This is a genomic window from Acinetobacter sp. V116_7 (assembly GCF_056735735.1).
Map to the genome: position 1 here is coordinate 1 of NZ_JBWZIF010000027.1, position 13,814 is coordinate 13,814.

15 protein-coding genes are annotated in these 13,814 nt (G+C 37.5%); 6 read left to right on the forward strand and 9 right to left on the reverse strand.

Annotated features, from left to right (window positions below; translation table 11 throughout):
- The 4 genes from AC1PJP_RS12545 to rimI form a co-directional block, all read left to right on the forward strand.
- A partial coding sequence (locus AC1PJP_RS12545; RefSeq protein WP_074166867.1) for an EF-Tu C-terminal domain-related protein occupies positions 1-105 on the forward strand: 105 nt, incomplete at its 5' end.
- A gap of 204 nt (positions 106-309) precedes the next feature.
- Positions 310-1,191: a metal-dependent hydrolase gene (locus tag AC1PJP_RS12550; protein ID WP_005303125.1), complete on the forward strand. Its 882-nt coding sequence runs from the start codon at positions 310-312 to the stop codon at positions 1,189-1,191.
- A gap of 240 nt (positions 1,192-1,431) precedes the next feature.
- Positions 1,432-2,307, forward strand: a complete 876-nt coding sequence (locus AC1PJP_RS12555; protein ID WP_199986935.1) for a metal-dependent hydrolase — start codon at positions 1,432-1,434, stop codon at positions 2,305-2,307.
- Positions 2,308-2,414: 107 nt separating this feature from the next.
- Positions 2,415-2,870, forward strand: a complete 456-nt coding sequence (gene rimI / locus AC1PJP_RS12560) for a ribosomal protein S18-alanine N-acetyltransferase (protein WP_049837614.1) — start codon at positions 2,415-2,417, stop codon at positions 2,868-2,870.
- A 41-nt stretch (positions 2,871-2,911) separates the two neighbouring features.
- Here rimI and AC1PJP_RS12565 read toward each other — a convergent pair whose 3' ends face one another.
- The 3 genes from AC1PJP_RS12565 to trxB form a co-directional block, all read right to left on the reverse strand.
- Positions 2,912-3,727, reverse strand: a complete 816-nt coding sequence (locus AC1PJP_RS12565; protein ID WP_005303129.1) for an arginyltransferase — start codon at positions 3,725-3,727, stop codon at positions 2,912-2,914.
- A gap of 18 nt (positions 3,728-3,745) precedes the next feature.
- Positions 3,746-4,477, reverse strand: a complete 732-nt coding sequence (aat, locus tag AC1PJP_RS12570) for a leucyl/phenylalanyl-tRNA--protein transferase (RefSeq protein WP_479767055.1) — start codon at positions 4,475-4,477, stop codon at positions 3,746-3,748.
- A gap of 124 nt (positions 4,478-4,601) precedes the next feature.
- Positions 4,602-5,549: a thioredoxin-disulfide reductase gene (gene trxB / locus AC1PJP_RS12575; protein WP_013198771.1), complete on the reverse strand. Its 948-nt coding sequence runs from the start codon at positions 5,547-5,549 to the stop codon at positions 4,602-4,604.
- 269 nt (positions 5,550-5,818) lie between these two features.
- Here trxB and AC1PJP_RS12580 point away from each other — a divergent pair, with 269 nt between their 5' ends.
- Both AC1PJP_RS12580 and rhtC read left to right on the forward strand, forming a co-directional pair.
- Complete coding sequence (locus AC1PJP_RS12580) at positions 5,819-8,860, forward strand: DNA translocase FtsK (protein ID WP_479767056.1); 3,042 nt, start codon at positions 5,819-5,821, stop codon at positions 8,858-8,860.
- Positions 8,861-9,020: 160 nt separating this feature from the next.
- Positions 9,021-9,641, forward strand: coding sequence for a threonine export protein RhtC (rhtC, locus tag AC1PJP_RS12585; protein WP_479767057.1), 621 nt, complete (start codon positions 9,021-9,023; stop codon positions 9,639-9,641).
- Positions 9,642-9,697: 56 nt separating this feature from the next.
- On the opposite strand, the gene AC1PJP_RS12590 is transcribed toward rhtC, so the two are convergent.
- The 6 genes from AC1PJP_RS12590 to AC1PJP_RS12615 all read right to left on the reverse strand — a co-directional run bounded on the left by AC1PJP_RS12590 (position 9,698) and on the right by AC1PJP_RS12615 (position 13,807).
- Entirely contained in the window at positions 9,698-10,237 is a 540-nt protein-coding gene (locus AC1PJP_RS12590; protein WP_198308420.1) for a hypothetical protein, read from the reverse strand.
- Between the two features lie 147 nt (positions 10,238-10,384).
- Entirely contained in the window at positions 10,385-10,672 is a 288-nt protein-coding gene (locus AC1PJP_RS12595; protein ID WP_479767058.1) for a PA4642 family protein, read from the reverse strand.
- A gap of 84 nt (positions 10,673-10,756) precedes the next feature.
- On the reverse strand, positions 10,757-11,029 hold the full coding sequence (minE, locus tag AC1PJP_RS12600; RefSeq protein WP_000896934.1) for a cell division topological specificity factor MinE: 273 nt from the start codon (positions 11,027-11,029) through the stop codon (positions 10,757-10,759).
- Between the two features lie 2 nt (positions 11,030-11,031).
- Positions 11,032-11,844 carry a septum site-determining protein MinD gene (gene minD / locus AC1PJP_RS12605; protein WP_004794144.1) on the reverse strand — a complete coding sequence of 271 codons (813 nt, stop codon included), beginning with the start codon at positions 11,842-11,844 and terminating at the stop codon, positions 11,032-11,034.
- A gap of 66 nt (positions 11,845-11,910) precedes the next feature.
- Positions 11,911-12,639, reverse strand: a complete 729-nt coding sequence (gene minC, locus AC1PJP_RS12610) for a septum site-determining protein MinC (RefSeq protein WP_005303144.1) — start codon at positions 12,637-12,639, stop codon at positions 11,911-11,913.
- Positions 12,640-12,760: 121 nt separating this feature from the next.
- On the reverse strand, positions 12,761-13,807 hold the full coding sequence (locus AC1PJP_RS12615; protein ID WP_151827542.1) for a preprotein translocase subunit SecA: 1,047 nt from the start codon (positions 13,805-13,807) through the stop codon (positions 12,761-12,763).
- Positions 13,808-13,814 lie beyond the last annotated feature (7 nt).

A 13,814-nucleotide genomic window follows, 5' to 3' on the forward strand; every position in this document is an offset into this window, starting at 1 on the left:
GTAGAATTAATCCACCCAATCGCAATGGACCCAGGTCTACGTTTTGCGATCCGTGAAGGTGGTCGTACTGTAGGTGCTGGTGTTGTTGCGAAAGTAACTGCATAATCACTTTCAGTGAAAAAAAGCGCTCTTTTTAGAGCGCTTTTTTTATATTTAATTGTCTAACAATCACTATAAAAGCTGGCCTTAACTGATATTTCAATGTCCTTATTTCCCCTTAATCCTTTTTATGAAATTTGTATGATAAGAATCAAGAAAACGAACAATAAAGTTTGAGTAATTTGGATTACTTAATAAGGAGCTTTGGGTATGAATGCTAAAGTGAATATTACGAATCGCGCAGGAGCAAGCTTTCCTGTACGTCGTATGAACTTTGACTTTAATGATGTACCAGAATATTGGATGAATGGTTCTGCTGGACTCACACACTTTATGACAGCATTGTCGGCTTTGTTTCCGGCAGGTGAGAAATTCTTCATAGATAGTGTACGTGCTGTACGTTATCACCCATCTATTAAAGATGATGAAGCATTGCAAAAAGAGATTAGTGCCTTCATTGGGCAAGAAGCAATGCATACTCAAGAGCATGTAAATTTTAATGCTTCTGCTCAAAAGTTTGGTCACGATGTAGAAACATTAGAGAAGTTTACTGACACGGCGATTCAAACAGCAATTAAAGCTTTTGTAAAAATTGTTAAACCTTTTGGTATGACCAAAGAAATGGTTGACCTGACCGCTACAACAGCACTTGAACATTTTACGGCTACTATAGCTTCACAGTTATTAGTTAATAAGCACATTCAAGAGTTGATGACAGATGAGACGATGTCAACGATGTGGTATTGGCATGCTATTGAAGAAAATGAGCATAAAGCTGTAGCTTTTGACGTGTACGAAGGTGTATTTGGTAAAGGTGTAAAAGCTTATGCCTTACGAACCAGTTCTTTAGTGTTTGCTATGACTTTAATCTTTTTGATTCAATCATCTTTTGTACTTCGTTTATTAAAACAAGACAATAAGTTGAATTTAACCGAGCTATCAGTAATTTATAAATATGGATATAGCCCATCTAAAGGTATTATTAGTGGTATGGCTAAAGAAATGCTAGCTTATTTTAAACCCGGTTTTCATCCAAATGATTTAGATACAGTTAGTCTATTGAAAACATGGAAAGCAAAATTAGGTTTGTAATTTAAATCTATGTTGATTTGAAAGGGCTCATGAGTAGCCCTTTTTTCTTTTTAAGTATTATTTGCTAACCATGAGTATAAGTAAGTCTATGCACCTTTATGGGGTTATTAATGACCTCATCTGATATTTCTCTGTCCTCATCTGCACTTAATTGGTACATCGAAAGACGTATGATTATAAATATTAAGAAAATAAATAAAGTTATATATGAATTAGCTATTCACTTAAAAGGAGTCTGAGATGAATGCTAAAGTAAATATTTCCAATCGTGCTGGTGCTAGTTTCCCTGTGCGTCGTATGGACTTTGAATTTACTCAGGTCCCACGCTATTGGGCGAATTATGATGCGGCATTAACACATTTTATGACAGCATTATCGGCCCTTTTCCCAGAAGGTGAGCAGTTCTTTGTAAATAGTACTCGTGCTGTTCGAAATGATCCAAAGCTTGCTGATCCAGATCTTCAAAAAGAAATTAGTGCTTTTATTGGTCAAGAAGCGATGCATTCGAAAGAGCATTTAGCATTTAATGCTTCAGCGCAGGCTTATGGTTATGATGTTCGCCATATGGAAAAGCAAACAGGAAAAGTCATTCAGATGGGTACGGCTGTTGTAACCAAATTAATGAAACCTTTTGGCTACACTAAAGAAATGATTGATTTGACGGGAACATGTGCGCTAGAACATTTTACATCTACCATTGCAGCTGAACTTTTACAAAACCCTGAAATTCAGGCGATGTTCCAAGATGACACGATGTATCATTTATGGATGTGGCATGCAGTTGAAGAAAATGAACATAAAGCTGTGGCATTTGATGTGTACACAAGCATGTATGGGCAAGGTCCGAAAGCTTATTTTATGCGCTCAGCAGCTTTGATTATTGCAATGGCATTAATCTTTGCAACTCAATCTTATTTTACTGCTAAGTTACTCAAAACTGATGATAAATTAACTTGGAAAGATACGAAGTACATGCTTAAGTTTATGTATGGTCGTAAAGGTTTTATGACACGTCAAATTCCAGAGTTACTTGATTTCTTAAGACCAAAATTTCATCCAAATGATTCTGATACTACAGCGCTGTTAGCAACTTGGCGTGAAAAACTTGGTCTCTAAAAAAGATGGTAAAAAAGGGCAATTTAATTGTCCTTTTTTTTACTCGTTTTTTCTTGTGAAGTTTTTATAATACGCATTACTTTAAAACTTTGATTGTGCTGAACCCCATGATTCGTATTATGCAAAACACTGATGTTGACATTGTTGTACAAATCGAAAAATCAGTGCAAACACACCCATGGTCAAGACAGCAATTTGTAGAATCTTTGAATTCTTATCAATGCACTGTCATTGAGTCACAAGATAAAGTCGTTGGGTTTTGTATATTACAACCAGTATTAGATGAAGCAAATTTATTGCTCATGGCTGTTGATCCTAAAATGCAAGGTCAGGGCTTAGGATATGAATTATTAAATGCATCAATTGATCAATTAAAAAATCAACCAGTACAAATATTTCTAGAAGTTCGTGAAAGTAATAAAGCTGCTATCGGTTTATATGAAAAAACAGGTTTTCACCAAATTGACCTGCGTCGCAATTATTATCCTACCCCAGAAGGGGGGCGGGAACATGCGGTCATTATGGTAAAAACCTGTACAGATGATTTTGCTTCTTTATTCTAAATTTTGATCTGCTTGCTTTTCATTAAAAAGTCAGATCAAAATTATTTAATAATTAAATTATTCCATTCAGAAGGTAATGTTGTCATAAGCGACGTACCTAACTGTTGAATTTCGTCGGGGGACAAGGATCTGTTTAAGCGGCGCCATTGCCCATCTAGTAAAAGTTCTAAAGGGGTATATTGCGACTTATAATTCATTTTAGCTGAGTGCGGCACCCAGTAACCTAAATAAAGATATTCTAAACCAAGCGATTTCACATATTCGATTTGGTTCAAAATAGAGTACACACCAAGTGATCTACGATGTTCATCTGGATCAAAGAAAGTATAGACCGCAGAAAGTCCATCATCCATTAGATCGCAGGTAGATACACTGATTAAACGGTTATCTTTCCAAAGCTCTAAAAAGAAACTATCTGTACAACTATGTACTAAAAATTTTTCAAACTGATCTAAGCTAGGTGGAAACATATCGCCATCAGCATGGCGTTCATTAATATAGCGTTCATATAAATCATAATGAATTTGAGCAGCTTGCTGAGTCGGCAAAACAGTCATAGTCAGATCTTGATTTCTTTTCCACGCTTTTTTTTGCATGCTGTTCATTTGGAAATCGGCAACTGGAACGCGACAAGATAAGCATTGTCTGCATAAATGGCATTCAGGACGATAAACGAAGTCACCGCTACGGCGAAATCCTAAACGAGAAAGTTCTGAAAGAGTGACCACATCAATCCGATGAATAGGGTCTAAAAACACCATGCGCGCCGATTTATTTTCTAGGTAGCTGCAATCATGAGGTGGAGTAATATAATACTGCAGATCATTTAAAAGGGACTTCGGGTGATATGATTTCATGATTGGTCCCTCCTGTTATCATTCCATTAATTTTGCATCTAACGCTATTGTTTTACTTGAAAATACACGTTCTTGATACTTTTTCCAATTGATAGAGGGGTGAATAATTACATCTTGTAACGATTTTAAGTAGTCTTGACGAGAAAGTGTACAGGCTCCCAAGCTAATTAAGTGACTATTTACAAGCTGGCAGTCGACCCAAGGGAGCTGATTTTCTTGTCCAATCAGCATTAATGTATAAAAAGCCATTTTTGAAACATCAGTTTTATTACTAAACATTGACTCACCGAAGCATCCTTTGCCAATCGTAATGCCGTATAGACCTCCGACAAGTTCGTTTTGATCCCAGACTTCCACACTATATCCATAGCCAGCATTAAACATCTCACAATAGCCCTGAATAATATCTTCGCTAATCCAAGTTTCATCTGCATAACTTCTTGGTAAAGAACATGAGTGAATAACTTCTTCGAAGGCATGATTAACCGTAATTGTATAATCATGTTTTTTCATGTTTCTAAGGAGTGACTTGCTTGGCTTGTAGTTTTGAGGGTAAATCACACAACGAGGCTCAGGGCTCCACCAACAAATGGGTTCATCTTCATTGAACCAGGGAAATAAACCGTGGGTATATGCTTCATATAGAGTAGAAGGGGAGAGATCGGCTCCAATACAGATTAAACCATGACCATCTGGATCGGCTTCAATGGGGTCAGGGAAAATGAATTGAGAAAGTGGAAGTGTATTCATAAAAATAAAATAGGATCAGCTTTAAGGTTATGCTATAAAAATTAATATATGTCAGCTAGTCATTATTCTAAAAAAAACAGCCGTTATAAGAACGGCTGTTTTTTAAACTCTAGAAATCTATTAATTAAAGATTATCTAGATATTTTTCAGCATCTAGAGCAGCCATACAGCCTGACCCAGCAGAAGTAATCGCTTGACGATAAATGCTGTCAGCGACGTCACCAGCAGCAAAAACACCAGCTACAGAAGTTGCTGTTGCATTACCAGAAGTACCGCTTTGTACTTGGATATAGCCATCACGTAAGTTTAATTGACCATCAAACATTCCAGTATTTGGTTTGTGGCCAATTGCAACGAATAGACCATGAACCTCTACGTCTTGCTTAGATTCATCTTGAGTTGATTTAAGGCGAACACTTGTTACACCAGTATTGTCGCCCAATACTTCTTCAACTTCGTGATTCCAGATAATGCTGATTTTGCCTTCTTTTTCTTTGGCAAATAAATGATCTTGCAAAATCTTTTCAGAACGTAAGCTATCACGGCGGTGTACTAGCGTTACATGTGAAGCAATATTTGATAAATAAAGTGCTTCTTCAACAGCAGTGTTACCACCACCTACAACCATTACTTTTTGGTTTTTGTAGAAGAAACCATCACATGTTGCACATGCGCTTACGCCTTGACCCATAAAGTTTTGTTCAGACTCTAGGCCAAGATATTGAGCTGTAGCACCAGTTGCAATAATCAACGCATCACATGTGTACTCTTCCATATCACCTTTTAGAACAAAAGGACGTACGTTTAAGTCCACTTCGTTAATATGGTCATAGACGAGTTCTGTACCAAAGCGTTCAGCATGTGCTTGCATACGATCCATTAATGCAGGACCTGTTAAACCTTCAGGATCGCCCGGCCAGTTGTCAACTTCGGTTGTTGTTGTAAGTTGCCCACCTAGTTGTAAACCTGCAATCAAAGTAGGTTTAAGGTTTGCACGCGCTGCATATACCGCTGCACTATAGCCCGCAGGGCCAGAACCGAGAATAATTAACCGAGAATGACGAGCACTCATTGAGGGTATCCTTATTTATTTCGAGAATTTTGAAAATTATACGTGAATTTGCCGATCAATAGCGTTAAATCAATGTGGATAATATTGATCAGGTCAATCGAATTAAGTTATATAACAATATAGAAGTGCCTCATGTTAACAACAACTGTAAAGAATCATGCACCTTTTTTGTAAGAACAGGTGCATAATATAAAGTTCATTCGTTGAAGATCTAGAATGTAGTTCTTCACATCTCTAAACCAATAATTAAATGGGTTACAGGACAGTATATGACTGCGGTGTCGAGTGTTTATGCACAGCGCTTATTGATGACATTATTCTTGGTTTCTTTTGGGATTTATATGTTTCTGGCAACAGTAACATATACACCATTTGATCCGGGCTGGATGCATATTTCCAGTGATACTCAGCAAGTATCCAATGCAAGTGGTATTGCTGGCGCATGGATTGCAGATTTGCTGTTTGGTTTTTTAGGATGGGCAAGTTTGCTTATTCCAATTTTCCTTTTTATTGAAGCAATACAGGTGTGGTGGCCACGTAGTTTTTTAAACCGCCCATTTCGTTATGCTGCACAATTCTTTTTAATTTTGGTTGTGTCTAGCCTGCTTTATTTACATTGGAATGTGCCGGCAGATACTTTAGATAATGCGGCTGGGGGAATTATTGGTTACGAGTTAGGTCAAAGCCTATCTCAATTGCTAACAATTTACGGTGCGACGTTATTCTTACTCGTTTTCGGAGTGGTTTTGTTTACTCTTGCATTTGGGGTGCAATGGAGCAAAACATGGGTTACGCTCAAAGCGACACCAAGCTATTTACAAGATTTATTTTATAAAAACGTATCACCAAACGAATCGGATTATGATTTAACAACTCAGCCTGCTAACAAAGCAGCGGCAGTTAAAGTTGCACAAAACACTGAGGTAAATGCTTCAGATGAAAAAGAAGCGCCAGTTCAATCTGAAGCCACTCAATCACAACCTACAGCAACACGACATGATGCGGTTGCTGAAAGGTTATTTGCAGATGTATTAGCGAAAGAGCAGAGCCGACCTGAACCTGTAGCAGTTGAGCCAGTTGCAAATACTCAAAACTTTGAACATACGCTTGAGCAAGCCCATAAGCTTGAAAAAGATAGCCAACGTTTAGTGGCTACGGGTGAAGTATGGCGTGCTTTACAACGTGATGATGCGAGTCATAAGCAAGAAATTGATGCACTTTTAAGAGCAGCTGATGATTCAACAGAACAAGCTCCTGCTCATGATCAATTCCAGCAAACTATTTCACAAGTTCATCAAACTCAACCTACAGTTAAACAAGACCTACATGGTCTTGACTGGAATGATGATGAAATTTTTGATGAGTTGCTTGCTGCGGTTCCAAACAGTAAAACTGCAACAGATGTGCATACACCATTTGTTCAAGATCAACATGTAGAAGCAGAGCCAACTTCGCAATCTGTGAATATTGCGAATGAAACATCTTCACCTTTATCAAATGTAAATCAGTCACCTAAAAATTTAGCAAATGAACAAGTTTTTGAAGACTTTGATGATTTATTAATAGATGAGGATATTGCGCCCGCTGAACCTGTCAGAGCAAGTAGTTATGCGCAATCTTCAGCATTTGTAAAAGCTCCTATTCAAACGACTATTCAGGCCGATAAACTTTCAAAAGAAGAGTTTATTGAGGCATGGCAGGAAACTGCGGGGAAACCTCAAGAAAATCTTGATATTGATGAAGATGATTTCGATTTAGATGCGCCATTAACAGATGCAGCTGGTCGACCAATGTCTCGTGCAATGCAGGTTGCCAAGAAGCGTTTGGATTTACCAACTTTGCCAGGTCTTGATCTACTTGATAAGGTTGATCCGAATAAGAAAGTTAACTTCACTGAAGAGCAGCTTTCACGTTTATCTGAATTACTTGAAATTAAGTTACAAGAATTTAATGTTAAGGCTCAAGTGGTTGAAGCTCAACCAGGGCCAGTAGTTACCCGTTTTGAATTAGATTTAGCACCGGGTGTTAAAGCATCTAAGGTAACCAATATTTCACGTGACTTAGCCCGTTCAATGTCGATGGCTTCTGTTCGTGTAGTGGAAGTAATTCCTGGTAAACCATATATTGGGATTGAAGTACCAAACAGCGCCCGTGAAATGGTGCGTTTGATTGAATTATTGGAAACACCAACATATCGTGATCCAAGTGCACTCATTAGTATGGCGATGGGTAAAGATATTTCAGGTAATCCAGTATTAACTGATTTAGCGAAAGCCCCACACATGCTAGTTGCGGGTACAACGGGTTCTGGTAAATCGGTTGCGGTAAACTCGATGATTTTATCGATGTTGCTTAAATATACACCTGACCAGTTGCGTTTGATTTTAATCGATCCAAAACAGCTTGAACTTGCAAACTATAATGATATTCCGCATTTATTAACTCCAGTCGTTACTGACATGAAAGATGCAGTAAGCGCATTGAACTGGTGTGTGAATGAAATGGAACGTCGTTATAAGTTGATGTCGTTCCTTAAAATTCGTAAATTAAGTGACTACAACCGTAAAGTTGAAGAAGCAATTGCGAATGGGGAAGATCTAATTGACCCAACTTGGAAACCAAGTGATTCGGCGACACAAGAACGTGCACCTCGTTTAACACCATTACCATCTATTGTGATTGTTGCGGATGAGTTTGCCGACATGATTATGCAGGTGGGTAAAAAAGCAGAAGAAATGATTACCCGTTTAGCGCAAAAATCTCGTGCTGCTGGTATTCACCTATTGCTTGCAACTCAACGTCCATCTGTTGATGTCATTACCGGTTTGATTAAAGCCAATATTCCAACGCGTGTTGCATTACGTGTAAACAGTAAAATCGACTCGCGTACTATCTTGGATGCAGGTGGTGCAGAAGATTTGCTCGGTCATGGTGATATGCTGTTCTTAGGGCCTGGTAAAATCGAACCTGAGCGTGTGCATGGTGCATTCATTAGTGATGATGAAGTCAACCGCATTTGTGATGCTTGGCGTGAACGTGGTGAGCCAGATTATGTCGACGAAATCTTGACTCCATTTGACGAAGAACCGACTTCACGTGGTTTTGAAGAGGGTGAGGGTGGTTCTGACCGTGATGCACTTTATGATCAATGTGTGTCATTCGTTTTAGAAACTCGTAAAGCTTCTACATCGTCACTACAGCGTAAATTTAGCCTTGGTTATAACCGTGCTGCTCGTATCATTGATCAAATGGAAGAGAACGGCATTGTGAGCGCAATGGGGCCTAATGGTAAGCGAGATATTTTAGTTTAAGAACTTATCTCAATAAAAAAAAGCCTCTCTGGAGGCTTTTTTTTATAATTTAAATAAACTGAATCTATTTATAAAATGACTTAAAGATTTTAACGTATAGTAAAAAATGCTAATGTATTTTTCCTAAATAAATAACAACGAATTAAATCTGGAGGAAAACATGTTACTTGCTCTAATTACTTTAGCTTTTATCCATTTTTGTGCACTTATTACTCCAGGACCTGATTTTTTTCTTGTATCTCAAACAGCGATTAGTCGATCACGTAAAGACGCTATGTTAGTGGTGGGTGGTATCACAGCAGGAGTTATGTTTTGGGCTTGTTTAGCACTGATGGGATTAAATCTTATTTTTGAGAAAATGGCTTGGTTAAAGCAAGGTTTACTCATTGCCGGTGGCTTATATTTATGTTGGTTGGGCTATCAAATGTTGCGTTCGGCATTTTCAAAAAATCAGCAAGAAAATAATGCTGCTGTAGAGCTACCAAAAGCACCTTACCTATTTTTTATTAAAGGCCTGATAACCAATCTATCAAATCCTAAAGCTGTTATTTATTTTGGTAGTGTTTTCTCATTATTTTTAGCTAACCCCCAACTTGATCAGGTTCACTGGCTGCTCTTTATTATTGTCACAGTCGAAACAATTTTATGGTTCTGCTTTGTGACTTTTATTTTTTCATTACCAAGTTTTAGATCAGCTTATCGTAATTTTTCAAAATGGATTGATGGTATTTCAGGTGGTATTTTTACCGTATTTGGTATTTTCCTCATTGGTAATCGGTAAATTTAGATAAGAAAAAAGCCTCTTGAAGAGGCTTTTTTTAATTGCTAAATTTTAGATCACTTATATAGAAATAATATAATAAAACTGACAATAATCAGTAGCCACATTATAGATCCTATAATGATTAAAATGATTTGAGGTGTATTGAATTTTTCTTGCTCAATTGTCGTATTTAATTGTTTTTGTGCATAGTTCAACGCTTTAAATGCTGGTATTAAAAATATAATACTGCATAGAGAGATAAGCCAGTAAGGATCGGGTAGGCTAGCTAGTAAAGATGTAATTAGATATGCTAAATACATCCAACCTGAAGAGAAATCATTAGTATACCCTTGTTCTTTGGCGTAGTTTTTTATGTGATTAAATAGTGAATATAAAAAGAATATAGAAAAAATTGCACGAGCAGCAGGCATAATATTTAAATTATCTTTGATTAGAAAAAATCGCCATGCTTTAAACATCCACCAAATTGGGTATAAACCAAAGGAAATTAAGGATAGAAAGATAAACTTATTAACACTAATAATTTTTAAATTTTCTATATGATTTGATTGGATGGGTTGTGTTTGTTTTAAATTAATAGGTTCTGGGTTCATAAATTTATATTTAGAATAAAATGGTGTTGATGACTTTAAGATTATTTGTAATAAATGTAAATAATTTAGGAAATTGAATAAACCACATAATCTATCTCTTAAGTTTTACTAAGATAAATTATGCAGTCTTATTCAAATAAAAAAAGCTTAAGCAAACTTTGCTAGAACTTCTAAAAATGGTGCCGATTGACGCGGAAATTTGGCAATCACATCATGGATGCGTTGGCCTTCAGGGTCTTTGGCATTAATATCGCGTCCGTCCGCAATAAATTGAGTCAAAAGACGTTCATAGTCTGTTGGACGCATATGTTTGAATGCATGGTAGAGCACATGAAAATCTGCGTTCACACTCGCTGGCGGAAGTTGGTTGAGGTAGGCAAAAACACGCTCATCGGACCATTCTTCATTGAAAGTTGCTGGCTGTGATAATGCCATGACAATCTCCTCAGTTTTAAAAAAGGCAAAATAACTTGCGTTATTTTGCCTTGATTCTGTTTTATTGAATAGTCAGAAATAGAATTATCGTTCTTCAGGTAAATTGATATTCATTTCTAACATTTCGATATTAGCTTCAGAGCGAACCTGCATTTGGATATGCTGTTCACCTACACCGCTGACATAACGACTAACCACTTGCATGATTTCTTTCTTCATCTGATCAATCTTGTCTTGGCTTAAACGGCGGCCTAAACCTTGTTCAGAAGCAACAATAACTTTCAAACGATCTTTGGCAGTTTGAGCACTTGATGGTTTTTCTTCACTGCTAAATAATTTACTCCAGAATCCTGCCATATCTACGCTCCAAATAGTCGTGCTAACCAGCCTTTAGGTTGAGCTGTGATGTGTCTATAAGGACGGTCTTCACCAAGAAAGCGAGCAACCAAATCATCATACCCCTGACCAGCTTTAGTTTCTGAATACAGAATTACTGGCTTACCTTCGTTTGATGCTTGTAATACACTTGGACATTCTGGAATAACACCTAATGTCGGTACGCGTAAAATATCTTTAGAAATATCATCAATGGTCAGCATTTCCTGACGGTCTGCGCGTTCAGGGTTGAAGCGTGTAATACATAAATGTTTACGTATACGTCCTTCGTTTTGTTCAACTTTTTTGGTTTTGCTATCTAACATACCAATAATACGGTCAGAGTCACGTACTGAAGAGATTTCAGGGTTTGTTACAATGATTGCTTCATCTGCATGATACATGGCTAAAATTGCACCACGTTCAATACCAGCAGGTGAGTCACAAATGATGTAATCAAATTCTTGAGATAGCTCATCAATAACACGAGCAACACCATCGTCGCTCAACGCATCTTTATCACGTGTTTGTGAAGCCGGTAAAATATAAAGGTTTTCGATATCTTTATCGCGAATAAGGGCTTGCTGCAGACGTGCTTCGTTGTTAATCACATTGACAAAATCATAAACAACACGACGCTCACAACCCATAATTAAATCAAGGTTACGTAAGCCTACATCAAAATCAATCACAACAGTTTTATGACCACGAAGGGCTAAACCTGTTGCAAAAGATGCGCTCGTTGTAGTTTTACCTACACCACCTTTGCCTGATGTTACGACAACAATTTTGGCCACCGAATCCACTCCTATTATGGTCATTCACCCTTAAAAGGGCTGTTTTTTGGTGATTTGCTTAATAAACTAAAGTTCAATCGCTTCAAATTCAAGCTCTTGCTTTTCATTTAAATAAATATGTACTGGTTTTTTTACCACATGTTTAGGGATATCATCTGCGACACAATACGTTCCGGCAATGGAAACGAGCTCAGCCTCTAAAGATTGGCAAAAAATACGTGCAGCTGCGTGCCCGCCCGCACCAGCAATGACTCTACCACGAACTGTGCCATAAATATGTATATTTCCTGATGCAATCACTTCAGAACCACTATTCATGCCAGCTTTTAAAATAATATCGCCGTTATCTTGTACGAGGGATTGGCCTGTACGTAAAATTTCATCATGATAAGAGGTAATATGAGCAACCGCTATCTTGTTTAGTGGTTTTTTTGTTTCTGCTGAAGACGATTCAGGAGCGGTAGCAGGTTTTTCTACAATTGCGACTTGTTCTGTTGTGGCTTTAATGCGCTGTAATGGTTGATCTGCCGGTAAAACAGGGAATTGAATAGCGCGAGCTTCATCTCCTAAAATACCATCGATTACCGCCATAGGTTGTAGACCCAAGCTCACCAGAAGTTGAATTAATGCAATTAATTCTTGCTCAACCGTACTATCAATAATCACTAAAGTTCCTTGATAGGAACCTTCATTTAATATATTTGATAATTGCTGGCGGATCACATCATGATCATTGGTATCGAAGGTTATCCTGCTAAAGTTAACCATTCTGCCGGTAATCCGGATATCAGCCATAAGTCTTCCTTCAAGGCGTTAAAACGAGCTGTAATATCGTTAAGTTTATTGTAAATAGAGCAAATGCTAGAACAAATCGTGCCAATTCTCTAGCGTGTTTAATAAAAAATTAAGTAAATGCTTATTCTTTGATTCGATCATACTCCGCAAGCGTTTGTTGCCATTGTTTGACCTTGACCTGTTTTCGTACAGACTCCAGGGTCTCGAACACGACAGATTCAACCAATTGCTCAAGCTGACGATTATTAATATTTATTTCACTCACTTTTTGAGAAATTAATTGATAAGTAGGATTCGGACTGTTTGGTGATCCTTCAATTAAAGGTTCAATTAAACCTGCACTAATATTTTCACCTAATCTTTGGCCAATACTCTGAATTTGTTGTTCAATACGACCACCGACTAAAGGAATTAAGCGTAATAATTGGGTTAGCTCAGGTGTATCTACTATGGCCTGATCTACAATTTTCCCAACACCTTTTGTTATTGCCGGTTTTTGTTCTTTTAAAGCAGTCGCTAAAGACTCTTGTAATAATGCTGTTAGGGTAGCAGTAAATTGCTCACGATGATGATTAACTAAGTCGTGAATAATCTGTTTATGGCTAGAACTGGTTTGAAGTTCATATCTAATGCCATCAATCACGGTAATAACAACACGATCGGAAAGTTCTTCCATGACGACGCGATAGTAAAATAATCCAGTCTTTCTCCAGCTTTCCGGAATAACTCGATAGCCCATTTCGTGTAAACGATAAGCAATAATCCCAGCTCGGAATAAACGTAGAAAACGAAGCTGAGGAATAATAGCTAAAATTTCATACCAGTGAATAAAAGGGAAAAAGAACCAACGTTTATGGTGTTTATTGATGATTGCAATGCTCCAGCGCACGAGCAGCTCAACAATTAAAAAACCAATAAACCAAGCTTCTGATGTGATCACCCACGGGTGTAATGAATTACGGTAAAAGCTCAGTATCTGGGGCAAATGAATGTGTTCAAAGAACCATGCCCCAATACTGCTCATTAAAAAGAAATTAGTCGCAAGACAGAACAGGTTAAAAATAATAATAAACACCATAAAGATGTCATAGATCAAAAACAGCTTAAACGAAAGGCTGTTTGGATCTACATGATGATATTTCGTTTTTTTCCCAGCGCTGTTTTGCATAATAACG

Coding starts and splice junctions, on each gene's coding strand:
- AC1PJP_RS12550 (WP_005303125.1), top strand. CDS start 310: ATGAATGCTAAAGTGAATATTACGAATCGCGCAGGAGCAAGCTTTCCT.
- AC1PJP_RS12555 (WP_199986935.1), top strand. CDS start 1,432: ATGAATGCTAAAGTAAATATTTCCAATCGTGCTGGTGCTAGTTTCCCT.
- rimI (WP_049837614.1), top strand. CDS start 2,415: ATGATTCGTATTATGCAAAACACTGATGTTGACATTGTTGTACAAATC.
- AC1PJP_RS12565 (WP_005303129.1), bottom strand. CDS start 3,727: ATGAAATCATATCACCCGAAGTCCCTTTTAAATGATCTGCAGTATTAT.
- aat (WP_479767055.1), bottom strand. CDS start 4,477: ATGAATACACTTCCACTTTCTCAATTCATTTTCCCTGACCCCATTGAA.
- trxB (WP_013198771.1), bottom strand. CDS start 5,549: ATGAGTGCTCGTCATTCTCGGTTAATTATTCTCGGTTCTGGCCCTGCG.
- AC1PJP_RS12580 (WP_479767056.1), top strand. CDS start 5,819: ATGACTGCGGTGTCGAGTGTTTATGCACAGCGCTTATTGATGACATTA.
- rhtC (WP_479767057.1), top strand. CDS start 9,021: ATGTTACTTGCTCTAATTACTTTAGCTTTTATCCATTTTTGTGCACTT.
- AC1PJP_RS12590 (WP_198308420.1), bottom strand. CDS start 10,237: ATGAACCCAGAACCTATTAATTTAAAACAAACACAACCCATCCAATCA.
- AC1PJP_RS12595 (WP_479767058.1), bottom strand. CDS start 10,672: ATGGCATTATCACAGCCAGCAACTTTCAATGAAGAATGGTCCGATGAG.
- minE (WP_000896934.1), bottom strand. CDS start 11,029: ATGGCAGGATTCTGGAGTAAATTATTTAGCAGTGAAGAAAAACCATCA.
- minC (WP_005303144.1), bottom strand. CDS start 12,639: ATGGCTGATATCCGGATTACCGGCAGAATGGTTAACTTTAGCAGGATA.
- AC1PJP_RS12615 (WP_151827542.1), bottom strand. CDS start 13,807: ATGCAAAACAGCGCTGGGAAAAAAACGAAATATCATCATGTAGATCCA.